This is a genomic window from Achromobacter sp. HZ01 (assembly GCF_003267925.1).
In the GTDB taxonomy this organism is placed as follows: domain Bacteria; phylum Pseudomonadota; class Gammaproteobacteria; order Burkholderiales; family Burkholderiaceae_B; genus Achromobacter; species Achromobacter pulmonis_A.
Map to the genome: position 1 here is coordinate 296,076 of NZ_LWKV01000004.1, position 25,022 is coordinate 321,097.

Annotated in this window: 23 protein-coding genes and 1 tRNA gene; 14 read left to right on the forward strand and 10 right to left on the reverse strand. The window is 66.9% G+C overall.

What is annotated here, in order from left to right:
* Positions 1–47: 47 nt before the first annotated feature.
* The gene (locus A6B37_RS20965) at positions 48–1,013 is read right to left on the reverse strand and encodes a tripartite tricarboxylate transporter substrate binding protein (RefSeq protein ID WP_111826822.1); all 966 of its coding nucleotides are present in this window, start codon (positions 1,011–1,013) and stop codon (positions 48–50) included.
* A gap of 177 nt (positions 1,014–1,190) precedes the next feature.
* Here A6B37_RS20965 and fabG point away from each other — a divergent pair, with 177 nt between their 5' ends.
* The 8 genes from fabG to A6B37_RS21005 are packed head-to-tail and all read left to right on the forward strand — an operon-like array spanning position 1,191 to position 10,187.
* On the forward strand, positions 1,191–1,943 hold the full coding sequence (fabG, locus tag A6B37_RS20970; protein WP_111826976.1) for a 3-oxoacyl-ACP reductase FabG: 753 nt from the start codon (positions 1,191–1,193) through the stop codon (positions 1,941–1,943).
* Positions 1,944–1,982: 39 nt separating this feature from the next.
* Positions 1,983–2,462, forward strand: coding sequence for a MaoC/PaaZ C-terminal domain-containing protein (locus A6B37_RS20975; RefSeq protein WP_111826823.1), 480 nt, complete (start codon positions 1,983–1,985; stop codon positions 2,460–2,462).
* Complete coding sequence (locus tag A6B37_RS20980) at positions 2,459–4,591, forward strand: acetate--CoA ligase family protein (protein WP_111826824.1); 2,133 nt, start codon at positions 2,459–2,461, stop codon at positions 4,589–4,591. The genes A6B37_RS20975 and A6B37_RS20980 overlap by 4 nt, the downstream gene beginning before the upstream one ends.
* Positions 4,592–4,636: 45 nt before the next feature.
* Complete coding sequence (locus tag A6B37_RS20985; RefSeq protein ID WP_111826825.1) at positions 4,637–5,791, forward strand: acyl-CoA dehydrogenase family protein; 1,155 nt, start codon at positions 4,637–4,639, stop codon at positions 5,789–5,791.
* A gap of 49 nt (positions 5,792–5,840) precedes the next feature.
* Positions 5,841–6,578 (forward strand): IclR family transcriptional regulator C-terminal domain-containing protein, encoded by a 738-nt coding sequence (locus A6B37_RS20990; RefSeq protein ID WP_111826826.1) that lies wholly within the window; start codon positions 5,841–5,843, stop codon positions 6,576–6,578.
* A gap of 31 nt (positions 6,579–6,609) precedes the next feature.
* Positions 6,610–7,740, forward strand: coding sequence for a CaiB/BaiF CoA-transferase family protein (locus A6B37_RS20995; RefSeq protein WP_111826827.1), 1,131 nt, complete (start codon positions 6,610–6,612; stop codon positions 7,738–7,740).
* Positions 7,741–7,799: 59 nt separating this feature from the next.
* Complete coding sequence (locus tag A6B37_RS21000; RefSeq protein WP_111826828.1) at positions 7,800–8,627, forward strand: enoyl-CoA hydratase/isomerase family protein; 828 nt, start codon at positions 7,800–7,802, stop codon at positions 8,625–8,627.
* Between the two features lie 3 nt (positions 8,628–8,630).
* Positions 8,631–10,187 (forward strand): AMP-binding protein, encoded by a 1,557-nt coding sequence (locus A6B37_RS21005; protein WP_111826829.1) that lies wholly within the window; start codon positions 8,631–8,633, stop codon positions 10,185–10,187.
* A 149-nt stretch (positions 10,188–10,336) separates the two neighbouring features.
* Here the strand turns inward: A6B37_RS21005 and A6B37_RS21010 are convergent.
* Together A6B37_RS21010 and ispB are read right to left on the reverse strand one after the other, a co-directional pair.
* Positions 10,337–10,413, reverse strand: a tRNA-Pro gene (locus tag A6B37_RS21010).
* 98 nt (positions 10,414–10,511) lie between these two features.
* Positions 10,512–11,477: an octaprenyl diphosphate synthase gene (gene ispB, locus A6B37_RS21015; protein ID WP_102775316.1), complete on the reverse strand. Its 966-nt coding sequence runs from the start codon at positions 11,475–11,477 to the stop codon at positions 10,512–10,514.
* Positions 11,478–11,916: 439 nt separating this feature from the next.
* Between ispB and rplU the strand changes: the two genes are divergently transcribed.
* The 4 genes from rplU (at position 11,917) to proB (ending at position 14,988) form a co-directional block, all read left to right on the forward strand.
* The gene (rplU, locus tag A6B37_RS21020; protein ID WP_006216228.1) at positions 11,917–12,228 is read left to right on the forward strand and encodes a 50S ribosomal protein L21; all 312 of its coding nucleotides are present in this window, start codon (positions 11,917–11,919) and stop codon (positions 12,226–12,228) included.
* 34 nt (positions 12,229–12,262) lie between these two features.
* Complete coding sequence (gene rpmA, locus A6B37_RS21025) at positions 12,263–12,523, forward strand: 50S ribosomal protein L27 (RefSeq protein ID WP_006389959.1); 261 nt, start codon at positions 12,263–12,265, stop codon at positions 12,521–12,523.
* A gap of 133 nt (positions 12,524–12,656) precedes the next feature.
* A complete protein-coding gene (gene obgE / locus A6B37_RS21030) occupies positions 12,657–13,793 on the forward strand; it encodes a GTPase ObgE (protein ID WP_102775315.1) in 1,137 nt (378 codons plus the stop codon).
* A 58-nt stretch (positions 13,794–13,851) separates the two neighbouring features.
* Positions 13,852–14,988, forward strand: coding sequence for a glutamate 5-kinase (gene proB, locus A6B37_RS21035; RefSeq protein WP_102775314.1), 1,137 nt, complete (start codon positions 13,852–13,854; stop codon positions 14,986–14,988).
* 10 nt (positions 14,989–14,998) lie between these two features.
* Here proB and A6B37_RS21040 read toward each other — a convergent pair whose 3' ends face one another.
* Positions 14,999–15,601 carry a winged helix-turn-helix domain-containing protein gene (locus A6B37_RS21040; protein WP_246842536.1) on the reverse strand — a complete coding sequence of 201 codons (603 nt, stop codon included), beginning with the start codon at positions 15,599–15,601 and terminating at the stop codon, positions 14,999–15,001.
* Between the two features lie 149 nt (positions 15,602–15,750).
* Between A6B37_RS21040 and A6B37_RS21045 the strand changes: the two genes are divergently transcribed.
* On the forward strand, positions 15,751–16,203 hold the full coding sequence (locus tag A6B37_RS21045; RefSeq protein ID WP_102775312.1) for a helix-turn-helix transcriptional regulator: 453 nt from the start codon (positions 15,751–15,753) through the stop codon (positions 16,201–16,203).
* A gap of 74 nt (positions 16,204–16,277) precedes the next feature.
* Here the strand turns inward: A6B37_RS21045 and A6B37_RS21050 are convergent, their stop codons facing one another.
* Positions 16,278–16,832 (reverse strand): preprotein translocase subunit SecD, encoded by a 555-nt coding sequence (locus tag A6B37_RS21050; RefSeq protein WP_102775311.1) that lies wholly within the window; start codon positions 16,830–16,832, stop codon positions 16,278–16,280.
* Between the two features lie 351 nt (positions 16,833–17,183).
* On the opposite strand from A6B37_RS21050, the gene thiC reads away from it, so the two are divergent.
* Positions 17,184–19,097: a phosphomethylpyrimidine synthase ThiC gene (gene thiC / locus A6B37_RS21055; protein WP_102775310.1), complete on the forward strand. Its 1,914-nt coding sequence runs from the start codon at positions 17,184–17,186 to the stop codon at positions 19,095–19,097.
* 139 nt (positions 19,098–19,236) lie between these two features.
* On the opposite strand, the gene A6B37_RS21060 is transcribed toward thiC, so the two are convergent.
* The 5 genes from A6B37_RS21060 to A6B37_RS21080 form a co-directional block, all read right to left on the reverse strand.
* Positions 19,237–20,649, reverse strand: coding sequence for an FAD-binding oxidoreductase (locus tag A6B37_RS21060; protein WP_111826830.1), 1,413 nt, complete (start codon positions 20,647–20,649; stop codon positions 19,237–19,239).
* Positions 20,646–21,362 carry a FadR/GntR family transcriptional regulator gene (locus tag A6B37_RS21065; protein ID WP_102775308.1) on the reverse strand — a complete coding sequence of 239 codons (717 nt, stop codon included), beginning with the start codon at positions 21,360–21,362 and terminating at the stop codon, positions 20,646–20,648. The genes A6B37_RS21060 and A6B37_RS21065 overlap by 4 nt, the downstream gene beginning before the upstream one ends.
* Positions 21,363–21,438: 76 nt before the next feature.
* Positions 21,439–22,638, reverse strand: coding sequence for a GGDEF domain-containing protein (locus tag A6B37_RS21070; RefSeq protein ID WP_111826831.1), 1,200 nt, complete (start codon positions 22,636–22,638; stop codon positions 21,439–21,441).
* A gap of 108 nt (positions 22,639–22,746) precedes the next feature.
* Positions 22,747–23,502, reverse strand: a complete 756-nt coding sequence (moeB, locus tag A6B37_RS21075) for a molybdopterin-synthase adenylyltransferase MoeB (RefSeq protein ID WP_102775306.1) — start codon at positions 23,500–23,502, stop codon at positions 22,747–22,749.
* Entirely contained in the window at positions 23,499–24,944 is a 1,446-nt protein-coding gene (locus A6B37_RS21080) for a S41 family peptidase (protein ID WP_111826832.1), read from the reverse strand. The genes moeB and A6B37_RS21080 overlap by 4 nt, the downstream gene beginning before the upstream one ends.
* Positions 24,945–25,022: the final 78 nt, after the last annotated feature.

Here is a 25,022-nt window from a genome sequence, read left to right on the forward strand (position 1 = left end):
GTGGCGCCCGCTGTCATGGATCCGGCGAACGGACCCCTTGCCGCGCGTCAGTCCACCTTCATGCCGGTGGCGTCGACCACGCCCTGCCACTTCTTCACCTCGGACTTCAGAAAGGCCCGGGCCTCTTCGGGGCCGCCCGTCAATGGGCGGGCATAGATCCGGTCCATGAATTCCTGCACATCGGGCTGCTTGTTGATGTCGGCCACGGCGTCGGCCAGCGTCTTCAGGACCGGCGCCGGCAGCTTGGCGGGCGCCGCCATGAAGTACACCGCTTCCACGTCGTAGCCCTTGAGGCCGGCTTCCTCGATGGTGGGCAGGTCCGGCATCGCCTTCATGCGCTCGCGTCCGGTCACGGCCAAGGCCTTCAGCTTCTTGGACTGCACCAGGGGGATGGCGGTGGAGACGCTGCCGAACATCATGTCGACCGTGCCCGACATCAAGTCCACCTCCGCCGGCGACACGCCCTTGTAGGGCACGTGGGTCATGTCGACCCCCGCCATCACCTTGAAGAGTTCGCCCGCCAGGTGGATGGAGGAACCCATGCCCGCCGACGCGAAGGTCAGCTTGTTGCCGCCGGCTTTGGCCTTGCGGACCAGGTCATCCACGCTCTGGATGCTGGAGCCGGGTGGCACCACCAGGATATTGGGCGTGGACGCCACCATGCCGATGGGCATGAGGTCGCGCTCCCAGTCATAGGGGTTGCGCTTCATGGCGGCATTGGCCGCCACATAGTTGGCCGCCATCGCGATGGTGTAGCCGTCGGCCGGGGCCTGTGTGAGCGCCTGGACCGCGATGTTGCCTCCTGCACCAGGGCGGTTCTCCACGATGAATGTCTGGCCGAACCGCTCGCCCAGCTTTTTGGCGTACAGGCGGGCAAGCAGGTCGGTGGCGCCGCCTGGCGCGAAGCCCACGTACACCCGCACCGGCTTGTCCGGATAAGCGTTGGCCCCGCTGGCTGCTCCGACAGCAGCCAGGCTCAGTGCCGCGGCCAACAATCCCTTCAACATTGCCATGAGTCGATCTCCTTCCGTTTTTTTTAGAGATATGGGAATGCCGGGCCAACTTATTCCGACATGCCGAACAGTATAACGATGTGCCGATATTAATTGTCAACTTTTCCGGTGATGTGTATATTTGTTCGGAACCTCGGAATAACTTCGACACTCATCAGCTAGAGAAGGGGAATGGAGATGGACCTGCAACTCACCGGTAAAGTCGCTGTCATCACGGGTTCGGGCCGCGGCATCGGTTACGCATCTGCGCTGGCCCTGGCGCAGGAAGGCGCCCGGATCGTCATTACCGACATCAATCCCGAATCGGTGGAACAGGCGGTCGGCGGCCTGAAGCAGGCCGGCCACGAGGCCATCGGCGCCGTGCTCGACGTCTGCGATCCCGAACAGGTCCAGACCATGGCCGATCTGGCCGCGCATGCGTTCGGCGGCATCGACATCCTGGTCAACAACGCCGGCTTCACGCGCGACAAGTACCTGCTCAAAATGCCAGTGGAAGATTGGGATTCGGTGGTGGACACCATCCTGAAGGGCGCGTACTACTGCACCAAGGCCGCCCTGCCGTCGATGATGGAAAGGAAGTGGGGCCGCGTCATCAACATCGCCTCGCGCGCGCACTGGGGCAATCCCGGCCAGACCAACTACTCGGCCGCCAAGGCGGGTCTGATCGGCTTCACCCGCGCGCTGGCGCTGGAACAGGGCAAGTTCAACGTGACCGCCAACGCGATCGCTCCGGGACTGATCGAAACGCCGCTGGTGCGCGGGCTGTCCACCTACGAAACGCTGCGCACCAACGCGCTGGCGCGCCAGCCGGTGCCGCGCCTGGGCGCCGTCGAGGACATCGCCAACGCGGTGGCCTTCCTGGCTTCGGACCGCGCCTCGTTCATCACGGGCGAACTGCTGCACGTGACCGGCGGCCGCTACGCTTCGTAAAACGCCCTCCCCGCGCCTCTTTCCGGAATCCCACCAGCCATGCAAAGCGCAAGCCCCGCCAGCCAGTCCCCGCTTCCCCCCCTGCAGGTCGGCCACAGCTTCGAGTCCGCCGGCCGCACAATCACCGAGAGCGACATCGTCAACTTCGCCTGCCTGTCCGGCGACTTCAACCGCCTGCACGTCGACCATGAATACGCCAGCGCCACTCCGTTCGGCCAGCGCATCGCCCACGGGCTGCTGGTGCTGTCCGTGCTGTCGGGGCTGACCACCCAGTCCAGCGGATACCGCCAGCTCGAGCCCTACGTGCTGGCGCTGATCGACATCAATTGCCGCTTTCCCAAGCCCACCTTCATCGGCGACACCATCGTCGTGCGCGTGACGGTGACGGAAAAGAACGGGCAATACCGCCCCGGCAAGGACAGGGTGGTGTTCCGGCGCGAAGCCATCAACCAGCGCGGCGAGGTCGTGGTCCAGGCCGACTTCGCGATGGTGCTGCGGTCCATGGAGAGCGCGGCATGAAACCCTTTGCAGACTTGACCCGCTTCATCAATCCGCGCAACGTGGCCGTGGTCGGCGCTTCCGCCCGCGAATCCAGCCAGGGGCGCCGCCTGTACGACAACCTCGTGCTGCATTCCGCCGTGCCCGGCGAGGTCTACGCGGTCAATCCCGCTTACCAGGAGATCGGCGGCCGGCCCTGCTGGCCGTCCATCAGCGCGCTGCCCGAGGCCGATATCGACGTGGCCCTGATCATGATCAACGCCACGCTGGTGCTGGAAGCCTTGCGGGAATGCGCGGCGCGCGGAATTCCATTTGCAGTGGTCATGACATCGGGCTTTTCAGAAGCGGGCGCGCAAGGCCAGCGCCTGGAACGCGAGATCGCCGAGCTGTGCCAGGCCACGGGCCTGCACGTCTACGGACCGAACTGTCCGGGCTTCGTGAATGTCCGCGACCGCCTGGGCATGACTTTTTCGCCGGCGTTCAAGGACGACCTGAATGCCGGCTCGATCGGCCTGGCGACGCAGGGCGGCGGGCTAGGCCGCAATCTGCTGCAGGGCCTGTCGTTCGGGCAGGGCGTGGGTCTGTGGTTCTCCGCCGGCAACGAGGTCGACCTGGAGATCCCCGACTTCATCGCCCACATGGCGAACGACCCGCAGATCAGCGTCATCGCATTACTGATGGAGGGCGTGAAGAACGGCCGGCGCCTGACGGCGGCGCTGGAGCTGGCGCGCGCGCGCAACAAGCCGGTGGTGGTGCTCAAGGTCGGCAGATCCGATGCCGGCGTGCGCGCGGCGCAGTCACACACGGCGTCCGTGGCCGGCACGGCAGCCGTCAACAGCGCCGTGTTCCGCCAGTTCGGCGCGATCGAGGTGGACGACCTGGACGAGCTGCTGGCGGCCTCGCGCCTGCTGACCCGCATCACGCCCAAGAGCGGCAACGGGTTGTGCATCTATACCTTTTCGGGTGGCACCGCCGCGCTGGCCGCGGACATTGCCGGCGCCGCCGGACTGCCGATGGCGACGTTCTCGCCTGACACCAAGGCGGCCCTGCGCAAACTGCTGCCGGACTTCGCCAGCATGGACAATCCGGTCGACACCACCGCCGACATCCTGCGCAACCCCGAAGCCTCGGCCGCATGCCTGCGCGCGATATGCGCCGACCCCGCGGTTGGCACGGTGCTGTTTCCGATTCCGATGGACTATGGCGTCATTACCGACGGCATGGCGCAGGCCATCGCCACGGTCGCCGCCGAAACCGAGACCCTGATCGTGCCCGTCTGGATGAGCCGTCGGCTGGGCGGCGGCTTCCAGTTGCTGGAAACCGCCGGCCTGCTGCCCTTCCTGTCCCTGTCCGACGCAATCTCCGCCCTGTCCAAGGCCATTCCGTGGACCCGCGCCGGTCGCCCGGCCGCCGCTGCGTCCCGGCATGAGGATGCGGGCACGGCCAGCGGCGTCCGCATGCTCAGCGAGGCCGCGGCCAAATCCTTGCTGCGCGAAGCCGGGCTGCCGATACCGGAAGGCCGGGTGGTCACGAGCGCAGAACAGGCGGCCCGGGAAGCGGAGCTTCTGGGCTTTCCGGTGGTGATGAAAGTGGTCAGCGTCCAGATCGCGCACAAGACGGAAGCGGGCGGCGTCAAACTCGGCATCGCCAACGCCGGCTCGGCGCGCGAGGCCTACGCCGCCATCCACGAATCCGTCGCGCAGCGCTGCCCGGGCGCCGTCATCGACGGCATCCTGGTCGAGCGCATGCTGCCGCCGGGCGGGCGCGAGGTGCTGATCGGCGTGCACAGCGATGCGGCCTTCGGCCTGGTACTGACCTTTGGCCTGGGCGGCATCTTCGTCGAAACCATCCGCGACGTGGCCCACCGCATGATCCCGCTGTCGCGCGACGATGCACGCGCGCTGCTGGCAGAGATCCGTTATGCCGACGTGCTGGATGGCGTGCGCGGCCAGGCGCCGGCCGATCTCGCCGCGCTGGAGGACTTGATCCTGCGGGTCTCCGACTTTGCCTGGCACCACCGCGACACCCTGCAGGAAATGGAGCTCAATCCGGTCTGGGTCGGCGCCCGTGGACAGGGCGCCGTGCCGCTGGATGCGCTGATCGGCTTGCGCGAAGGCGCGAACTCCGGCCTGCAGCAGCGGCGGGCATGAACATCGCCGGATTCCCATTCCCGCCCCTTTTCACCTAGGACTCGCATGGACTTCTCACTGGACTCCACCCAGACCGAATTGCGCGACTCGCTGCGCCGCTACCTGGCGGCCGAAGTCGCGCCCATCGTCAACCGCTATGAAGCCGAAGGCCGCGTGGTGCCGCAGGAAATGGTCCGCGCCATGCGCGACTTCGGCCTGCTGGGCGGCATGTTGCAAGAGAAGGACGGCGGCTACGGCTTGCCGATGACGACCTACGGCATGCTGATAGCCGAGCTCGCGCGGGTCTGGCCGTCGCTGCGCAGCATCGTCAGCACCAGCAATCTTGCCGCGTCGGTGCTGAGCGACGGCGGCTCGCCCTATCTCAAGGAAAAGTACCTGCCGCGCGTCCTGTCGGGCGACGCGATCGCCAGCTTCGCATTGAGCGAACCCAATATCGGCTCCGATGCCGCCAATGTCGAAACGCGCGCGGTGGAAACCGCCACCGGCTGGCGCGTCAATGGCCGCAAGCTCTACATCAGCCTGGGCACAGTCTGCGAACTGGGCGTGGTGTTCGTGCAGACCCAGCGGCAAAGCGGCGAACGCGGCGTATCGTGCCTGCTGTTCGAACGCGCCATGCCGGGCTTCTCGTCCAGCCCGATTCACAAGATGGGCATGCTGAGCTGCCCGCTGGGCGAATTGCTGTTCGAAGACGTGGAGATTCCCGCGGCCAACCTGATCGGCGCCGAGGGCAAAGGCTTCGCGCTGGCCAAGAAATATCTCAATATCGGCCGTTGCGTGGTGGCGTTTTCTGCGCTGGGCATCGCCGAAGCGGCGTATGAGGCGGCGGTAAAATACGCCGGCGACCGAGTCCAGTTCGGCCGGCCCATAGGCGGCTTCCAACTGGTGCAGCATATGATCGCCGACATGATGACGCTGGTCGAAACCTCGCGCCTGCTCTGCTGGCGCGCCGCCGACGCGCTGGACCGCAACGCCGCCGACAGCCAGATGCTATGTTCGATGGCCAAGCGCCATGCCACCGACGCCGTGCTGCGCGTGGCCGAACTGTCCATGCAGGTGCATGGCGGCGCAGGCTACACCACGCTGTTCCCCGTCGAGCGTCATTACCGCGACGCCCGCCACCTGAGCATTGCCGAAGGCACCAACCAGATCCAGGCCCTACTCATGGCGCAAAGCGTATTGGGCATTTCCGCGTTGAAATGACCAACGATGCAAAAGCCCGGGCCGGCTCCCCACTCAACTCCGACATCCTATGCCGCAAATCCTCCCTACCGCGCAACGCGTGCTGCAAGTCTTCGAAGTCTATGCGCGCGAGCGCCGTCCCCTGACGAATTCGGAAATGGCGCGCTTTCTCGATCTGGCCGACAGCAGTTGCTCGGACCTGCTCTACACGCTGCGCCAGGCCGGCTACCTGTTGCGCACGCCGAAATCCCGCTACTTCCACCCCACGGGCAGACTGCTCGACGTGGCCCAGGGCATCTCGGCGGCCGACCCGCTGCAGGCGTTTGCGTCCGAAGCGCTGGAGATCCTGACGCGCCAGTCCGGTGAGTCCTCGATGTGCGGCTTGCTCGACGGCAACAAAGTGAAGATCTACGCCAGCCAGCAAAGCCCGCGCGCCCTGCGCTACGTGGTGCAGCCCGGCACCACCTTCGACCTGCAGGTCGCGGCCCTGGGCAAGGCCCTGCTGGGCGAGATGGACGCCGCGGAACGCAATGCGTTGATCGACGCGCTGCCGTTCGAACACGTCACGGCCAGCAGCATCACCGACCCCGGCACCCTGCGCGCACAGATCGAAACCCAGCTGGAAAAGAAGTACTTCCACACCCGCGACGAAGGCAACGAAGGCGTATCCGCCATCGGTATCGCGGGGCGAGTGGGCGGGCAACTGACCGCGCTGTCCATCGTGGGGCCGACCAACCGCATGGACGCCAACATGGAGAAGTACACCCAGATCATCCTGGACGCGCGCGCGGAATTCTTCGAATCCTGAAACCCCGCTTCATCATGGAGTGACGATAGACATGGCTGGTCCCTTGAGCGGATTTACCGTCGTGGAAATGGCTGGCATAGGGCCCGGCCCGTTCTGCGCCATGATGCTGGCGGACATGGGCGCGGACGTGATCCGCATCGACCGGCTGGCCCCGGGGTTCCTGGGCGGCGGCGGCACCATCATCGACCGGGGTCGCCGCACGATTGCGCTGGACCTCAAAAAGCCCGGCGCGATCGACATCGTGCTGCGGCTGCTGGACAAGGCGGACGCGCTGGTCGAGGGGTTTCGGCCCGGCGTCATGGAAAGGCTGGGCCTGGGGCCCGACGAGTGTCTGGCGCGCAATCCGCGCCTGGTGTACGGACGCATGACGGGCTGGGGGCAGGACGGCCCGCTGGCGCAGGCGGCCGGCCATGACTTGAACTACATCGCCATCACGGGCGCGTTGCACGCCATGGGGCACGCCGGGCTGCCGCCGGCGCCACCGCTGCACCTGGTCGGAGACATGGGCGGCGGCGCCATGATGCTGGCCTTCGGCGTCCTGTGCGGCCTGCTCGAAGCGGGCCGCACAGGCAGAGGCCAGGTGGTCGATGCCGCGATCTGCGACGGCGCTTCGCTGTTGGCCAGCGCCTATTACGGCAAGCTGCAAAGCGGCGACTGGATCAATCAGCGCCAGTCCAACATGCTGGACGGCGGCGCCCACTTTTACGGCTGCTATGCGTGCGCGGACGGCAAGTACGTGTCGATCGGCGCGATCGAACCGCAGTTCTACCGCCTGCTGCTGGAGCGCTGCGGCATCGACGACCCGGATTTCCAGCAGCAATGGGACCGCGCGCAATGGCCGCAGTTGCGTGCCAAGCTGGCGGGCATCATTGCTGGCAAGACCCGCGAGCAATGGTGCGAGCTGCTTGAAGGCACGGACGCCTGCTTCGCTCCGGTGCTCGATTTCGAGGAAGCCCCGCGGCATGCGCACCACCAGGCTCGCGACAGCTTCATCGAAACCGCCGGCACCGTGCATCCCGCCCCCGCGCCGCGCTTTTCCCGTACCCCTGGCCAGGCCCGAGCCGTGCCCGCGCCTGGCGAGCACACGGAAGCGCTGCTGGCGGAACTGGGCCTGGCGCAAGCCGACATCCAGGCCCTGCGCGAGGGCGGCGCCATCGCCTGACGGCCCGCGACAGCTTGCGGCCGGGCCCGCATGCGGCCCGGCCATCATGGAAGACAGACATGGAGACCGATCCGATGCAAGTCATCTCAAGCGAGTTCAAGACCCTGCTCTATGCCGTGGAAGGCGGCATCGCCACCATCACCCTGAACCGTCCCGCCCAACGCAACGCGCTGGACATGACCATGCGTGAAGAGCTGGCCCACGTAGTGGGCGAGATCCGGCGCGATCGCGGGGTGCGCGTGGTGATACTGGCCGGCGCCGGCGGCGCCTTCTGTTCCGGCGGCGATATCTCCACCATGGGAGCCGGCGGCTCCGCCGAGCAGGCGCGCGAGCGCATGGCCAGCCTGCTCCTGACGATAGAAGGCCTGATCACGCTGGACCGGCCGGTCATCGCCGCGGTCGACGGCGCGGCCTATGGCGCCGGGCTGGGCCTGGCGCTGACCGCCGACCTGATCCTGGCCTCGCCACGCGCGCGCTTCTGCCTGTCGTTCCTGCGGCTTGGGGCCATTCCCGATTGCGCCACCCTGTATACCCTGCCGCGCATGGTGGGCCTGCAACGCGCCAAGGAACTGGCGTTTTCCACCCGCGAGTTCCAGGCGCAGGAAGCCCGCGACATGGGCATCGTGTTCGAGATCCAGCCGCAGGAACGCATCCACGAGCGCGCCCGCCAGATCGCGCTGTCCATGGCCGAACTGCCCATGGCGGCGCTGGCGATCACCAAGCGCGCTTTCAACGCATCGCTCAACAGCGACTTGAACACCATGCTGGACCTGGAGGCGGCCGGCCAGGGCGTGGCCCGCTCCACCGACTACCACCGCGAGGCGACCGAGCGCTTTTTGGCCAAGGCGGCGCAGCGCTTCCAATGGCCGGCGTCCGATGCCGTATAGGCCATGGCGCATCTGATCGATTTCTTCGAGCGAGGCCTGAGGATGTCCGCAAGCGCGCCCTGCTTCGCGGAGCCCGACGGCCGGGTCCTGGACTATGGCACGGTGGCGGACCTGTCGCACCGCATCGCCAACGGTCTGCACGCGGCTGGCGTGGCTGCCGGCGACAAGGTCGGGCTGCTCAGTCCCAACCATCTCCTGACCTTTGTCGCGGTGCTCGGCATCGTCCGGTCCCACGGCATCTGGCTGCCCGTCAATGCGCGCAACAGCATCGAGGAAAACCTCCATGTGCTGGCGCGCGGACACTGCGCCTTTCTGTTCCTGCACAGCAGCTTCGCGGGCGACCTGGAGCAGATCCGGGCCGCCCTGCCGGACCTGAAAGGCCTGGTGGTCATCGACGGCCCGCTGGGAGAAGCGCCGGGACTGGAGCAATGGGCCGCCGCGCAGAGCGCCGCGCCCGTGGCGTCCGAGGCAGGCGGCGATGACATCGTGGCGATCCGCGGCACTGGCGGCACCACGGGCATGCCCAAGGGCGTGCTCGTCACGCATCGCATGTACGCCACCATGCTCGCCAACTGGTTCGCCACCATGCCGGTCCGCGAAACGCCCGTGCATCTCGTCGTGGCGCCGCTGACCCATGCGGCCGGCATGGTGGCTTTTGCCACCCTGGCCTACGGCGGCGTCAACATCGTGTTGCCGTCGCCGCGTCCGGAAGCAATTCTGCAAGCCTTGGAACGGCATCGCGTGACCCAGCTGTTCTGCCCGCCCACCGTCATCTACCGCCTGCTTGCGCACCCGGAGGTGCACCGCTGGCGCTACGACGCGCTGCGCTACTTCGTCTATTCGGCCGCGCCCATGTCGGCGGCCAGACTGAAGCTGGCGCTGGACGTGTTCGGCCCCGTCATGGTGCAGTGCTACGGCCAGGCTGAGGCCCCCTTCACCTGCACCACCATGACCACCGAGGATCACGTCGCCGCGCTGCGGCAGGACGCGGAACACCGATTGGCCAGCTGCGGACGCGCCGCCCCATTCGTCCGCGTGGAAATCATGGACCCGCAAGGCGCGCTGCTCGGCCCCGGAGAACGCGGCGAAATCGTGGTCCGGGGCGACCTGGTCATGCCCGGCTACTACAACAACCCCGAAGGCACCGCGCAGGCCCTGCGAGACGGCTGGCTGCACACCGGCGACGTCGGCTACCGCGACGCCGACGGCTTTTTCTACATCGTCGACCGCATGAAAGACTTGATCATCTCGGGCGGCTTCAATATCTCGCCGGGCGAAATCGAACAAGTCCTGTGGGCGCATCCCCTGGTCAACGATTGCGCCGTGATCGGCGTGCCGGACGAGGATTGGGGCGAGGCGGTCAAGGCCATCATCGAACTGAAGCCCGGCGCGCAGTGGAATGCGGAAGACGCCATCGCGTATTGCCGTGCGCGGCTGGACGGCATGAAGACGCCGAAGTCGGTGGAGTTCCGCGACGAGCTGCCGCGCAGCCAGGTGGGCAAGGTATTGAAGCAGCAGCTGCGCGAGCCCTACTGGGCCGGCCGGGACCGTCGCGTATAGGCCGGCGTCCGATCCCGGCAGCGAGCGTTAGCGATTTGCCCCACAGGCCCGGGAAGAGCGCAAACACAAAAAAGCCGGCAGCGCTTGTGCGATACCGGCTTTCAGCTTGAGGCGTCGGGAAACACCTTCATGAATTCGACCACATTGAGTGGTCGGGGCGAGAGGATTCGAACCTCCGACTCCTGCGTCCCGAACGCAGTACTCTACCAGGCTGAGCTACGCCCCGATTTACTTCAACTACTTTCAGCTTCGCCGTGCTCAGTACGGCTGGGCTGTCCTGCGTGCTTCTTATTTTTTCTTGGTTTCCGATACCGCTGAATTTGTTCAGCGATCTCTGTTTACCGCGAAAGCGCAGAATTCTAACAGAGATTTTTGAAAAGGGGAAATGGGATAGTCGGAAAGTGCTTTTTTGGCCAGTTCGGCCTCGGCGATTGCGGCCTGGCGGGCGTGTTCCAGGGCGTCGGTCGCCTGGATGGCGGCGGCCACGGCGGCGAAGTCGGCGTCACCGGTCTTGATGGCGTCGCGGATCAGTTGCTGCTGTTCGGGCGTGCCGACTTCCATTACGCGGATCAGCGGCAGCGTGGGCTTGCCCTCGCGCAGGTCGTCGCCCACGTTCTTGCCCAGCGCGGCGGCATCGCCGCTGTAGTCCAGCACGTCGTCGACCAGCTGGAAGGCGGTGCCGACATGGCGGCCGTAGGCCGCCGCGGCGGCTTCCTGCTCGGGCGTGGCGCCGGCCAGCACTGCGCCGACCTGGGCGGCGGCCTCGAACAGCTTGGCGGTCTTGTAGCGCACGACCTGCAGATAGCGCTCCTGCGAGACGTCGGGGTCGTGCACGTTGAGCAGCTGCAGCACCTCGCCTTCGGCGATGACGGTGGTGGCCTCGGACAGGATGCTCATGACGCGCATCGAGTCGGCCTCGACCATCATTTCGAAGGAACGGGAATACAGATAGTCGCCCACCAGCACGCTGGCGGCGTTGCCGAACACCGCGTTGGCGGTTTCGCGGCCGCGGCGCAGGTCGGATTCGTCGACCACGTCGTCGTGCAGCAGGGTGGCGGTATGGATGAATTCCACCACCGCGGCCAGCAGCTGGTGATGCGTCCCTTCATAGCCCAGCGCGCGGGCCACCATCAGCACCATGGCCGGCCGCATGCGCTTGCCGCCGGCGCCGATGATGTAGTCGCCGATGGTGCGGATCAGGACCACGTCGGAGTTCAGCCGCTCGCGGATAACCGCATCGACGGCTTTCATATCGTCAGCAATGGGGGCAATGAGCGCGGGGAGATTCAAGACGTATCCGGAGTGTGAAACGAGCCGTAGGGTGTACGCGTGACGGCTCTTACCGCTGGACCGCCGGACCAGGCCGGGGGATTCGACCAGCGATTATACGGGGAGTAACGTGCGCGGGCGCGCGCCGGGCCGCCGCCGGCCGGCCGGGCGGAACTCTGGGACCGAAGGCGCAAGGCCTGGCGATGCCGCATGAAGCCTGTACGCCACACCTAAGCCCTTACCCTGCAAGCGCTTTTTGACTTTCCGCGCATCTCGGGCTAATATCCTCGATTCGGTCAGCAATGGCCGAATTACGTCGGTTTCATTTATGCCGAGTGATTTGTGCCAGATGCACGTGGTGCTCCTGCAATCCGGAGCACGGCAGGCAGGCACAGCGCGCAGCCCGCCCAGCAGGGCCGGCCAGGCAAATGGACCTTTTTACCTATTTAAGGAACACCCCATGTACGCGGTCGTAAAAACCGGTGGCAAGCAGTATCGCGTTGCCGCTGGCGAAAAACTCAAGATAGAACAGATACCGGCTGACATTGGGCAAGAAATCACCCTGGACCAAGTGCTGTCCGTGGGCGAAGGCGACCAGCTGAAAGTTGGCACGCCCCTCGTCTCCGGCGCCGTGGTCAAGGCAACGGTTCTTGCGCAAGGCCGCCACGACAAGGTCAAGATCTTCAAGATGCGCCGTCGCAAGCACTACCAGAAGCGTCAGGGCCACCGTCAGAACTACACCGAAATCCGCATCGAAGCCATCACGGCTTAAGTAGCGACTCGGTACCACTTAGCAGGAGCTAAACATGGCACAGAAAAAGGGCGGCGGCTCTACGCGAAACGGACGCGACTCAGAATCGAAGCGTCTGGGCGTCAAGGCATTCGGCGGTGAATTGATCCCCGCCGGTTCGATCATCGTGCGTCAGCGCGGCACCCGTTTCCACGCTGGCGTGAACGTCGGCATGGGCAAGGACCACACCCTGTTCGCGCTGGTCGACGGCAAGGTTCAATTCGGCTTCAAGGGCGCGTTGAACAAGCAGACCGTTTCGATCGTCGCCGCCGAGTAATCGGCAAGAGCACGGTCAGCAACGCGGTCCGCCGCGTTCGGCAAAGCCCTGTCGCATGCGGCAGGGCTTTTTTGTTTCAAGGCAGCGGCCGGGACGTCCCGCCCTGCCCTCACTTTTCATACGCACGGACACCATGAAATTCGTAGACGAAGCCACCATCGAGGTCGTCGCCGGCAAAGGCGGCAATGGCGTGGCGAGCTTTCGCCGCGAAAAGTTCATCCCCAAGGGCGGCCCGGACGGCGGCGACGGCGGTCGCGGCGGCTCCATCTACGCGGTGGCCGACCGCAACATCAACACGCTGATCGATTTCCGCTACGCCCGCCTGCACCGCGCCAAGAACGGCGAAAACGGCCGCGGCTCGGACCAGTACGGCGCGGCCGCGCCCGACATCACGCTGCGCGTGCCGGTCGGCACCGTCATCCATGACGCGGAAACCGGCGAAGTCCTGTTCGACCTGAACCAGCACGACCAGAAGGTGGTGCTGGCCGCCGGCGGCCAGGGCGGCATGGGCAACATCCATTTCAAGTCCAGCGTGAACCGCGCGCCGCGCCAGTGGACGCCGGGCAAGGAAGGCGAGCACCGCTACCTGCGCATGGAGCTGAAGGTGCTGGCCGACGTGGGCCTGCTCGGCCTGCCCAACGCCGGCAAGTCCACCCTGATCACCCGCATCTCCAACGCCAAGCCGAAGATCGCGGACTACCCGTTCACCACGCTGCACCCCAACCTGGGCGTGGTGCGCACCTCGCCGTCGCGCAGTTTCGTCGTGGCCGACATTCCCGGCCTGATCGAAGGCGCCTCCGAGGGCGCCGGCCTGGGCCACCTGTTCCTGCGCCACCTGGCGCGCACCCGTGTGCTGCTGCACCTGGTGGACGTGTCCACGCCCGATCCCGATGCGGACCCGGTCGAACAGGCCGTCACCGATGCCCGCGCCATCGTCGAGGAGCTGCGCCGCTACGATCCCGAGCTGGCCGCCAAGCCGCGCTGGCTGGTGCTGAACAAGCTGGACATGGTGGCCGACCCCGAGGACACCAAGCGCCGCTTCCTGGAACTGTACGGCTGGAAGGGTCCGGTGTTCGGCATCTCCGGCCTGTCCGGCGAGGGCACGCAGGACCTGATCTACGCGCTGCAGGATTACCTGGACGCCGAGCGTGAAAAGGAACAGCTGGCGCAGGACCAGGCCGATGGCAGCTACGTGGCGCCGGACCCGCGCTTCGACGACAAGCGCTCGGACGCCGACCCGCGTTCCACGCCGCGCAGCGGCGACGAATAAGCCATAATCGCAGTCCTTACGATTACGCCTTTTTTCCGCGCCGCAGCCCGCCGCCATCATGTCTGCCGAATCACCCGCAGTTTCCGTCGTCTCACAAGCCCAGCGCCTCGTCGCCAAAGTCGGCTCGTCGCTGGTCACCAACGAAGGCCGCGGCCTGGACCGCGCCGCCGTGGCCCACTGGGCCGCGCAGATCGCCGCCCTGCACAAGCAGGGCAAGCAGGTCGTGCTGGTCTCCAGCGGCGCCATCGCGGAAGGCATGGCGCGCCTGGGCTGGCGCAAGCGCCCGTCGGTGATGCATGAGCTGCAGGCCGCCGCCGCCGTGGGCCAGATGGGCCTATGCCAGGCCTACGAGGCCGCGTTCGCCGAATTCGGCCTGCGCACCGCGCAGATCCTGCTGACCCACGAAGACCTGGCCGACCGCCACCGCTACCTGAACGCGCGCAGCACGCTGTTCGCGCTGCTGCGCCTGGGCGTGGTGCCCATCGTGAACGAAAACGACACGGTGGTCACCGATGAAATCCGGCTGGGCGACAACGACACGCTGGGCGCGCTTGTCACCAACCTGATCGAGGCCGATACGCTGATCATCCTGACGGACCAGCGCGGCCTGTACGATTCCGACCCCCGCAAGAATCCCGACGCCAAGTTCATGGCGCACGCCCAGGCCGGCGATCCGGCGCTGGAAGCCATGGCCGGCGGCGCCGGCAGCGGCATCGGCACCGGCGGCATGCTGACCAAGGTGCTGGCGGCCAAGCGCGCCGCCCACAGCGGCGCGCACACGGTGATTGCGTCCGGCCGCGAGCGTAACGTGCTCACGCGGCTGGCCGAAGGCGAATGCATAGGCAGCGAACTGCGCGCCGTGCTGCCGGTGTGGTCGGCGCGCAAGCAATGGCTGGCCGACCACCTGCGCCTGCGCGGCCGCGTGGTGCTGGACGACGGCGCCGTGCGGGCGCTGCTGCGCGAAGGCAAGAGCCTGCTGCCCATCGGCGTGACCGACGTGGAAGGCGAGTTCGGCCGCGGCGACGTGGTGGCCTGCGTGGACAGCCAGGGACATGAATGCGCACGCGGGCTGATCAATTATTCGTCGGCCGATACGCGGCGCATCCTGCGCCAGCCTTCGTCTCAGATTGCACGCATTCTGGGCAGCATGACCGAACCGGAACTCATGCACCGGGACAACCTGGTGGTGCTGTAGCGGCAAGGCGCTAACTGCCGTCGGGCAGCAGCATATAGCCCCAGCCGCGCACCGCGAGCACCGGAAATTCCACATTGAGGCGGCGCGCCTTGGCGCGCAGCCGCGACACCAGCACGTCCACCCGCCGCATGCCGACCTGCGAGCCGCGCACTTCCTCGGGCAGCAGCGCTTCGCGAGGCAACCTGTGGCCGGGCGCGTTCAGCAGGCGGACGAGAAACGCACATTCAGCCGCAGTCAGGGGCACGCGCTGGCCGGCAGGCCCGGCCAGCGCGCCGGCCTGCAGGTCGACGCGCCACGGCGAGCCGCCCCGGCGCCCGCGCCGGCACAGGCTGCGCAGCAAGGCATCCCATTCCGGCCCGGGCATGCCGGCTTCGACGCAGACGTCCACGCCGGCATCCAGCGCCGCGATGCGCCGCTCGACCGTGACGCCGCCGCGCACCCGCCAGACCAGCGCCGCCGCCGGCACCGCGCGGCCCAGCGAAACCACGCGCTCGGCCACGTCCGGCCAACTGCCCTGCAACACCAGCACATCGACCATCTGGGCCTGCAGGCCGTCCAGTAGCGCCGCCAGGGAATCAAACGCGCAAACCGTCCAATGGAACGTGCGCAACATTGCGACCAGATCGCGAGCTGCACCATCGCTTGCGAGTACGAAAACGCTGCCTCGTTGCTGCATGCCGTCCTCCTGCCCATCAATACGTTTATCACTTAGGTAATATTTATAACTACCAACGTAAACTAACGCCACGCTTCAATCGCTTTGTGAAGACATTCTCGGACCGGCTGAAGCATGCGCGTCTTTTGCGTGGCCACACGCAGAAAACGCTCGCCCGTATGGCGCGCCTTTCGCAAAGCGCCATCGGCAGCTATGAGAGCGGACTGCGGCATTCCAGCCGTTCTTCGCGCAAGCTGGCGCAGGTGCTGAAGGTCGAAGCCGAATGGCTGGAGACCGGCAAGGGCCCGATGGAACTGCCCATGGACGGGTACGACCTGAGCGACACGCTACCGGTCACCGGCGTGGCGGAAGGTCCGCCGCGCGCCAGCGGCCGGCATCGTCCGCATGCGCCCTGGCCGTTCTTCAATATATCGCCAGCCCAGGTGGAATCGCTCACATCCGACGAACGCATCGGACTGGAAGCCATTGCGCAGACCTATATCGAACAGGTCCTGCGCATCCGCCGCAACGCCAAGCCGCGCGGCCGCAAGAGCGGCTGACGATCGGGGCCGTATCGTGGTCCTATTTCAAACGAAAAAAAGCCCGCCGTAGCGGGCTTTCGTGCGCGAGCCGATCAGGGCTTGGCGGCCGGCGTCGTGCTGGTGGCGGGCACCGCGGCGTCGCCGCGGATCTTGGCGGCGATTTCCGAAGCGGCCTTGGCCGAGGGCACGCCGAAGGCCAGCACGCCGCGGTTCAGCGGTTCGCCGATCAGCGGAGCGGCGACCAGTTCGCGGTCGATCACCAGCGCCAGCATGTTGCCGACGTTCTTGGAGCTGACGTCGTTGAGCTTGCGCGCGCCGGCTTCGGAAAAGCGCAGGCCCACGAAGTTCTGGCCCTGGCGGTCGACCAGCGCGGCGGCGTCGGTCAGGTCGGCGCGCGTGAGCACGGGCACTTCCTGCATGTAGAGCTTGCCGTCGGGCAGGCTGATTTCACGCAGGCCCGCGCCGGGCTGCTTGTGGGCCAGGTAGAAGTCCACGCTGGCGGCGGTGGCGGGCGTGGTCGATTGCTGGCCGGCCGCGGGCGCGGTGGCGCCGGTGTCGGAGGTCTTGGTCGGGGCGGTCTTGCAACCCGCTAGCGCCAACGTCACGACAACCAGGGCGGGCGCCAATTTGCGTAAGGTAAGTTGCATGCTCGATTCCTTCTCAAGTGGACTAAGACCAGGTCGCGGCGCGCGCCCGGCACGTCTGAAAAGTGTACCGAACCTGAATCGGCGTGTCGCCGCAGTCTGATTCCAATTGTAAAGCGGTAATACCAGCCTGCTCGCCGGCCGCGCACGCCGCGATTCGTCGGAATCGCCCGCCAGCATCTATACTCCGCTTTCGTGCAGGGGTACTCGCCGCGGCTTGAACGCCGCGACGTGTTGAGAGAGTCCCTTCGTACCAGTACGGATAATGCCGATGCTGGGAGCCGTATTTCCGTCCGCCCGCGCGCGGCGGAAATTCCTTCCCGATCGGCTCCAACCACTCGCTTGGAGCTTTCCATGAACGCAAATCCCAAATTCCTGGCCGCCACCGCAGAAGTGGACGCGGCCGCCGTCGCGCCGCTGCCCAAATCGCGCAAGGTGTACGAAACCGGTTCGCGGCCCGACATCCGCGTGCCGTTTCGCGAGATCGAGCAGGCCGACACGCCGACCATGTTCGGCGGCGAGAAGAACCCGCCGCTCACGGTCTATGACTGCAGCGGCCCCTATACCGACCCGAACGTGCGCATCGACATCCGCCGCGGCCTGCCCGAAGTGCGCCGCGCCTGGATCGAGGAACGCGGCGACACCGAGGTGCTGGCCGGCCCCACCAGCGACTACGGCAAGGCGCGCCTGGCCGATCCCAAGCTGACGGCCATGCGCTTCGACCTGCAGCGCCCGCCGCGCCGCGCCAAGGCCGGCGCCAACGTGACCCAGATGCACTATGCGCGCCGCGGCATCGTCACGCCGGAAATGGAATATGTGGCGATCCGCGAAAGCCTGCGCCGCGAGCAATACCTGCAGTCGCTGCGCGACAGCGGCCCCGACGGCGAGAAGATGGTCAAGCGCCTGCTGCGCCAGCATCCCGGCCAATCGTTCGGCGCCTCGATTCCCGCGGCCATCACGCCCGAGTTCGTGCGCGACGAGATCGCGCGCGGCCGCGCCATCATCCCGGCCAACATCAACCACCCCGAAATCGAGCCGATGGCCATCGGCCGCAATTTCCTGGTGAAGATCAACGCCAACATCGGCAACTCCGCGGTCAGCTCCGGCATTGGCGAGGAAGTCGAGAAAATGACCTGGGCGATCCGCTGGGGCGGCGACACGGTCATGGACCTGTCCACCGGCAAGCACATCCACGAAACGCGCGAATGGATCATCCGCAACTCGCCCGTGCCCATCGGCACCGTGCCGATCTACCAGGCGCTGGAGAAGGTCGACGGCAAGGCGGAGGAACTGACCTGGGAGATCTTCCGCGACACCCTGATCGAACAGGCCGAGCAAGGCGTGGACTACTTCACCATCCACGCCGGCGTGCGCCTGCCGTTCATCCCCATGACCGCCGACCGCATGACCGGCATCGTCTCGCGCGGCGGCTCCATCATGGCGAAGTGGTGCCTGGCCCACCACAAGGAAAGCTTCCTCTACGAGCGCTTCGAGGAAATCTGCGAAATCATGAAGGCCTACGACGTCAGCTTCTCGCTGGGCGACGGCCTGCGTCCCGGCTCGGGCTACGACGCCAACGACGAAGCGCAATTCGCCGAACTCAAGACCCTGGGCGAGCTGACCCAGGTGGCCTGGAAGCACGATGTGCAGGTCATGATCGAAGGCCCCGGCCACGTGCCGATGCAGATGATCAAGGAAAACATGGAGCTGCAGCTGGAGCACTGCCACGAGGCGCCGTTCTACACGCTGGGCCCCCTGACCACCGACATCGCCCCCGGCTACGACCACATCACCTCCGGCATCGGCGCGGCGCTGATCGGCTGGTACGGCACGGCGATGCTCTGTTACGTCACGCCGAAGGAGCACCTGGGCCTGCCGAACAAGAAGGACGTGAAGGACGGCATCATCACCTACAAAATCGCCGCCCATGCCGCCGACCTGGCCAAGGGCCACCCCGGCGCCGCGATCCGCGACAACGCCCTGTCCAAGGCGCGCTTCGAGTTCCGCTGGGACGACCAGTTCAACCTGGGCCTGGACCCCGACACCGCCAAGGAGTTCCACGACGAGACCCTGCCCAAGGACTCGATGAAAGTCGCGCACTTCTGCTCCATGTGCGGCCCGCACTTCTGCAGCATGAAGATCACGCAGGACGTGCGCGATTACGCCGCGGCGCAGGGCGTGAGCGAGAAGGACGCGCTGCAGAAGGGGATGCAGGAGAAGTCGGTGGAGTTCGTGAAGAAGGGAGCCGAGGTTTATCACCGGCAGTGACAGGCGGCGCGTAACCCATCGGCCGGCGAGAGCCGGCTGTTTGTCTCTTGCTACGAAAAACGGCGGCTGGCGCCGCCTGATGGGTTACGCGCGTTTGAGATATGAGTTCTTGCTCAAGGACTCTCGCGCTGCACCCCTCCTACAGCAACTTCCCGGGATTCATGATCCCGGCCGGGTCCAGCACCGCCTTGATCTGGCGCATCAAGCGCAACTCCAGCGGGTCCTTGCTATGCAGGAAATGCGCCCGCTTGAGCTGCCCGATCCCGTGCTCCGCCGAAATACTCCCGCCGTAGCGGTTCACCTCGTCCAGCACGGCGTCCGTGATCGCCTCTCCATGCACCGCCACCCAGTCGCGGTCGGCGCCGGCCGGCCGCGACAGGTTGTAGTGCAGGTTGCCGTCGCCGAAATGGCCGAAGATGAACGGACGGATGTCCGGGAACAGCGCCCGCACCCGCGCCTCGGCCGACTCCATGAATTCCGGGATGCGTTCGATGGGCAGCGACACATCGTGCTTGAGGTGCGGACCGTCGGCGCGCTGCGCTTCTGATATCTCTTCGCGCAGCTTCCACAGCGCCTGCAGTTGCGCCAGCGACGCCGACACCGCCGCGTCCAGGCACAGCCCGCGCTCCAGCGCGGCGCCGATCACGTGCTCCAGCAGATTCGTCAGGGCCGCCTCGTCGGCGGTATCGGCCAGTTCCACCAGCACATAGCCCGGGTAGCGCTGCGCGAAAGGCTCCTGCACGCCTTCGGCGTGCGCCAGCACCAGGTCCAGGCAATCGCCCGAAAAATACTCGAAGGCCTGCAGGCGCGCGCCGCACTGCTCGAACAGGATCTCGAACAGCTGCAGGGCCTGCGCCGGCGACTCCACCGCGGCCAGCACCACCGAGCGCACGTCGGTGCGCGGAAACAGGCGCAGCGCCACCGCCGTGATCACGCCCAGCGTGCCTTCCGAGCCGATCAGCAACTGCTTGAGGTCGTAGCCGGTATTGTCCTTGCGCAGCGTGCGCAAGCCGTGGAAGATTTCGCCGGTGGGCAGCACCGCTTCCAGGCCCAGCACCAGTTCGCGCGCCATGCCGTAGCGCACCACGTTCACGCCGCCGGCGTTGGTGGCCACGTTGCCGCCGATCTGGCTGGAATCCTCCGCCGCCAGGCTGAGCGGCAGCAGGCGGCCGGCTTCCTGGGCCGCGCGGCGCAGGTTGCCGAGGATGGCGCCGGCTTCCGCCACCATCGTGTTGGCCACGGTGTCGATGGCGCGCACGGCGTTCATGCGGTCCAGGCTGAGCACCACGTTGGCCGCGCCCGCGTCCGGCGTGGCGCCGCCGCACAGCCCGGTGTTGCCGCCGCGCGGCACCACCGGCACGCCGGCCTGCTGGCACAGCGCCAGGCAGGTCGCGACTTCTTCGGTGCTGCGCGGGCGCACCACGGCCTGGGCCTGGCCCTTGTAGAGGCCGCGCCAGTCGGAAAGCCAGGGCGCGATGTCGGCCTCGGCGGTGAGAACGGTGTCGGGGCCCAGGGCCTGGACCAGGCGTTGCGTGAAGTCGGTTGCGCTCATGATGTCTGCCTTGCGGCCGGAAAGAAGAGTTCGAGGTTCAGGCGGCTGGCCGCCTGCTGCAAATGCCGGGTGGCCGCCAGCCGGGCGCGCTCGGCGTCGCCGGCGCTGATGGCCTCGAACACGGCCACGTGCTCCTGGTGCACGGCCGCGGTCAGGCCGGCCTGGCGGCGGCTGTTGCTGCGCGCGGTGCTGACGGCAAGGCGCAGCTGCAGGTTGAGGTACTGCAGCAGATCCTGGTAGTAGCGGTTGTGGGTGGCCGCGGCGATCGCGACGTGGAACGCGATGTCGTGCTCCACGCCCTGCTCCGGGTCGTCCAGATGCTGCTGCAGCGCGGCCAGGGCCTGCCCCATGGCCGCCAGGTCCGCGGCGTTGCGGCGCAGCGCCGCCAGCGCGGCCGCGCCGCCTTCCAGTTCCATGCGCAGTTCGTACACGCTGGCCAATTGTTCGCGGTCGGCGATGCCAGCCGACACCTGAAAGCCCTGCGCGCCGGTGCGCGACACCACCACGCTGCCCGAGCCCTGGCGGCTCTGGATCAGGCCCTGGGCGCGCAGGCGCTCGGTGGCCTCGCGGATGACGGCGGCGCTGACGCCGTACTGCTGCGCCAGGACGCGCCCGGGCGGCAGCTTGGCGCCCACGGGATGGGCGCCCTCGGCGATGTCGCCCGCGATCCGGCGGGCGACCTGTTCGGTCAGGGTCAGGCTCTTGCTCAGCATGGGGCGATTATAGACAGGCTTTTCAGGTTATCTGATAACTTTATTGAAAACGATGCCCGCATACCGGTGCGGCGTTTCAGGCTACCGCGCGCGCGCCGTCCGGCAGCACGCCGCCATCGGCCGCGCCCGGCTCGCCGCCGCCGGCCACCGCGCAGCAGCGTCCGCCGCGCGCCTTGGCGCGATACAGCGCGGCGTCGGCGGAATCCAGCGCCGCCTGCGGGCTGCGGTTGGCCCCCGACACGATGGAGATGCCGATGGACAGGCCCACGCTGACGCGGGTGCCGTCGGCCAGCGTGATCGGCTGCGAGACGTCATGCAGCAGGTGCTCGCCCAGCCGCAGCGCGGCGGTGGCGTCGATGCCGGTCACCAGCACGATGAATTCGTCGCCGCCGATGCGCGCGGCCATGTCGTCGACCCGCAGCATGGCGCGCATGCGCTGGCCGATGGTCATGAGCACCTGGTCGCCCGCGGCATGGCCGTAGGTGTCGTTGATGAGCTTGAAGTCGTCCATGTCCATGTACAGCAGCGCCGCCGAGCTGTCCTGGCTGCGCGCGCTGGCGCAGACGCGTTCGAGCGCGGCCTGCAGGCCGGCGCGGTTGGCCAGGCCGGTCAGCGCGTCCTGGCTGGCGCGGCGTTCGCTGTCGCGCTCGGCCAGCATGGTCGACACCAGGATGCGGTTGAGCCGGTGCGACGCGATGCTCATGCTGACCAGGTAGAACGGGATCTGGATGAACACGATGGCGGTGACGTATTCGCCCGTGAACAGCGCGCCCAGGCACATCGGCCCCAGGCTGAGGAAGATCATGGCGCCGACCAGCCGCGGCGCGCCGTAGTTGCGAAAGCAGATGCCGCCGGCCATGGCGCCGCAGGACACCCCGGCCAGCGTGGCGGCCAGCCAGTCGCCGTTGAGGAAGGTGACGAAGACGCCGTAGCCTACGCTGAAGGCCCACAGCAGGGCCAGCAGGATGTAGATGTCGGTATGGGTGTTGCCGCCGCGGGGCGCGGCCTTCAGCGCGGAGCGCAGCACGGTCACCCGGACCACGGCCAGCAGGACTTCCATCGCCAGCCAGGACAGGTACAGCGGCTCGGGACGCCGCCAGGCGACCACGCCCGAGATCATCAGGGTGTTGATGACGCCGCCGGCGAAGATCGGCAGCGTGCCGAACAGGCTGGCGATCAGCGCCGCGCGGATGTCCGCCGGCGTATCGTGCCCGGAATGCGTGAGCCAGCGCGTCAGGCGCCATCTGGGCAAGCTGAACTTCAGTGCAGTATCCACGCTGTCACGTCCCTGGCCACGTCCATCCGGGTTCAGATGGGCAGGCTGGCGTTATAGCAGGTCTGTGACGCCTTTAATATTGTCCGCGGGTTCAATACCCGGGCCGGTTCAGCGCCCGCGATGGCCGCAGACGGCGCACTCCGGATCGCGCTGCACGTTGACGCTGCGCCATTGCATGGTGCGCACGTCCAGCCACAGCAGCCGCCCCGACAGGCTCTCGCCCACGCCGGACAGCAGCTTGAGGGCTTCCGCGGCCTGCATGCTGCCGATGATGCCCACCACCGGCGCGAACACGCCCATGGTGGCGCAATTGGCCTCTTCGACGTCGTCGGCTTCGGGAAACAGGCAGTGGTAGCAGGGCGCGTCGTCGTCGCGCAGGTCGTAGACGCTGACCTGGCCGTCGAAGCGGATCGCGGCCCCGGACACCAGCGGCTTGCGGTGCTGGACGCAGGCGCGGTTGATGGCGTGGCGGGTGGTGAAGTTGTCGGTGCAGTCCAGCACCAGGTCGGCCTGCGCGACCGCGTCCGACAGGGCCTGGCCCGCGAGCCGCTCGACGCGGGCGTGGACCCGCGTCTGCGGATTGAAGGCCGCCAGCATGTCGCGCCCGGACTCGGCCTTGCGGCGGCCGACGCTGGCGTTGGTATGCAGGATCTGGCGCTGCAGGTTGCTGAGCTCGACGACGTCGTCGTCGGCCAGGGTGATGTCGCCCACGCCGGCGGTGGCCAGGTAGAGCGCGGCAGGCGAACCCAGTCCGCCCGCCCCCACGATGAGCACACGCGCCGCCAGCAGTTTTTCCTGCCCTTCTATGCCCAGCTCGTCGAGCAGGATGTGGCGGGCGTAGCGCAGCAGTTGCTCGTCGTTCATTTGGTCTTGACGGGCTCGACTCCGGTCGGCGTGATCGTCATGCGCTGGGCGGCGCCCACGCCGGGCTTGGAATCGGCCTTGGCCTGGGCGCGGGCCGAACCCTTCTGCACCGGCTTGCCGGCCAGCAGGTTCAGCGCCTGCTGCAGCTGGAAGTCGTCCTTGCCGCCGAATTCGAACACCTTGGCCGGCACGTCGACGTTGTCCTGGTCGGCGTTGGATTTCACTTCGTTGGCCGTCTGCTGGTTCGACAGGTGGCGCTGCAGGTCGGCTTCGCGCGGCAGGCGGAACAGGTCGCCGTCGGCGGTGTCGGCCACGACGTAGTCGGGCTCGATGCCGGTGGCCTGGATCGAGCGGCCGCTGGGCGTGAAGTAGCGCGAGGTGGTGAGCTTGACCGCGGTGGTTTCCGACAGCGGCAGGATCACCTGCACCGAGCCCTTGCCGAAGCTGCGGTTGCCCAGGACCTTGGCGCGCTTGTGGTCCTGCAGCGCGCCGGCCACGATCTCGGAAGCCGAGGCCGAACCGACGTTGACCAGCACCACCATCGGCACCTTCTTGGTCCAGGCCGGCAGGCCGGCCAGGTAGTTGCTTTCGCCGCGGGCGTACTCGGACGGGGTGGCCAGGTACTTGTGGCGCGCGTCGGGCGTGCGGCCGTCGGTGGACACCACCAGCGCATCGGGCGGCAGGAAGGCGCCGGCCACGCCGATGGCGCTGGTCAGCAGGCCGCCCGGGTCGTTGCGCAGGTCCAGCACCAGGCCCTTGGGAGCTTCCTTGGTGCCCAGGTCCTTGAGCTGCTTGGCCAGGTCCGCGCCGGTCTTTTCCTGGAACTGGGCGATGCGCACGTAGCCCACGCCGTTGTCCAGCATCTTGCTGCGCACGCTGCGCACCTTGATGATGTCGCGCACGATCTTCAGCACGATGGGCTGCGGACGGTCGGCGCGCATGATGGTCAGCGTGATCGGCGACTTGGGCGCGCCGCGCATCAGCTTGACCGCGTCGTTGAGCGTCATGCCCTTGGTGGGCGTGTCGTCGATCTTGATGATGAGGTCGCCGGCCATCACGCCGGCGCGCGCGGCGGGCGTGTCCTCGATGGGCGAGATCACCTTGACGAAGCCGTCCTCGGCGCCGACCTCGATGCCCAGCCCGCCGAACTCGCCCTGCGTGGCCGTCTGCATTTCGCGGAACGCGTCGGCATCCAGGTAGGCGGAGTGGGGGTCCAGGTTCGACACCATGCCGGAGATGGCATTGTCGATCAGGGTCTTGTCGTCGACGGCCTCGACGTAGTTGTTCTTGATGGCGGCAAATACGTTGCTCAGTTGCCTGAGCTCGTCCAGAGGCAGGGGACTGCCGCGCTGCGCGACTGCCGTCACGCCCACGCTGAGCAACACACCAGCCACCGCACCGATGGCAATCAGACCGAAACCGCGAAACTTACGAGTGCCCATGCACACTTCCCGAATTGTGTTTTCGCCGATGGGTTGGGGTTTGGTAGGGTTTGAAATTTACCAACGGTTTTCTACCAA

Coding starts and splice junctions, on each gene's coding strand:
- moeB (WP_102775306.1), bottom strand. CDS start 23,502: ATGAACGACGAGCAACTGCTGCGCTACGCCCGCCACATCCTGCTCGAC.
- rpmA (WP_006389959.1), top strand. CDS start 12,263: ATGGCACAGAAAAAGGGCGGCGGCTCTACGCGAAACGGACGCGACTCA.
- A6B37_RS20975 (WP_111826823.1), top strand. CDS start 1,983: ATGCAAAGCGCAAGCCCCGCCAGCCAGTCCCCGCTTCCCCCCCTGCAG.
- A6B37_RS20985 (WP_111826825.1), top strand. CDS start 4,637: ATGGACTTCTCACTGGACTCCACCCAGACCGAATTGCGCGACTCGCTG.
- A6B37_RS21080 (WP_111826832.1), bottom strand. CDS start 24,944: ATGGGCACTCGTAAGTTTCGCGGTTTCGGTCTGATTGCCATCGGTGCG.
- thiC (WP_102775310.1), top strand. CDS start 17,184: ATGAACGCAAATCCCAAATTCCTGGCCGCCACCGCAGAAGTGGACGCG.
- A6B37_RS20965 (WP_111826822.1), bottom strand. CDS start 1,013: ATGGCAATGTTGAAGGGATTGTTGGCCGCGGCACTGAGCCTGGCTGCT.
- A6B37_RS21060 (WP_111826830.1), bottom strand. CDS start 20,649: ATGAGCGCAACCGACTTCACGCAACGCCTGGTCCAGGCCCTGGGCCCC.
- A6B37_RS21040 (WP_246842536.1), bottom strand. CDS start 15,601: ATGTTGCGCACGTTCCATTGGACGGTTTGCGCGTTTGATTCCCTGGCG.
- rplU (WP_006216228.1), top strand. CDS start 11,917: ATGTACGCGGTCGTAAAAACCGGTGGCAAGCAGTATCGCGTTGCCGCT.
- A6B37_RS20990 (WP_111826826.1), top strand. CDS start 5,841: ATGCCGCAAATCCTCCCTACCGCGCAACGCGTGCTGCAAGTCTTCGAA.
- A6B37_RS20995 (WP_111826827.1), top strand. CDS start 6,610: ATGGCTGGTCCCTTGAGCGGATTTACCGTCGTGGAAATGGCTGGCATA.
- fabG (WP_111826976.1), top strand. CDS start 1,191: ATGGACCTGCAACTCACCGGTAAAGTCGCTGTCATCACGGGTTCGGGC.
- obgE (WP_102775315.1), top strand. CDS start 12,657: ATGAAATTCGTAGACGAAGCCACCATCGAGGTCGTCGCCGGCAAAGGC.
- A6B37_RS21005 (WP_111826829.1), top strand. CDS start 8,631: ATGGCGCATCTGATCGATTTCTTCGAGCGAGGCCTGAGGATGTCCGCA.
- A6B37_RS21065 (WP_102775308.1), bottom strand. CDS start 21,362: ATGCTGAGCAAGAGCCTGACCCTGACCGAACAGGTCGCCCGCCGGATC.
- A6B37_RS21000 (WP_111826828.1), top strand. CDS start 7,800: ATGGAGACCGATCCGATGCAAGTCATCTCAAGCGAGTTCAAGACCCTG.
- A6B37_RS20980 (WP_111826824.1), top strand. CDS start 2,459: ATGAAACCCTTTGCAGACTTGACCCGCTTCATCAATCCGCGCAACGTG.
- A6B37_RS21050 (WP_102775311.1), bottom strand. CDS start 16,832: ATGCAACTTACCTTACGCAAATTGGCGCCCGCCCTGGTTGTCGTGACG.
- proB (WP_102775314.1), top strand. CDS start 13,852: ATGTCTGCCGAATCACCCGCAGTTTCCGTCGTCTCACAAGCCCAGCGC.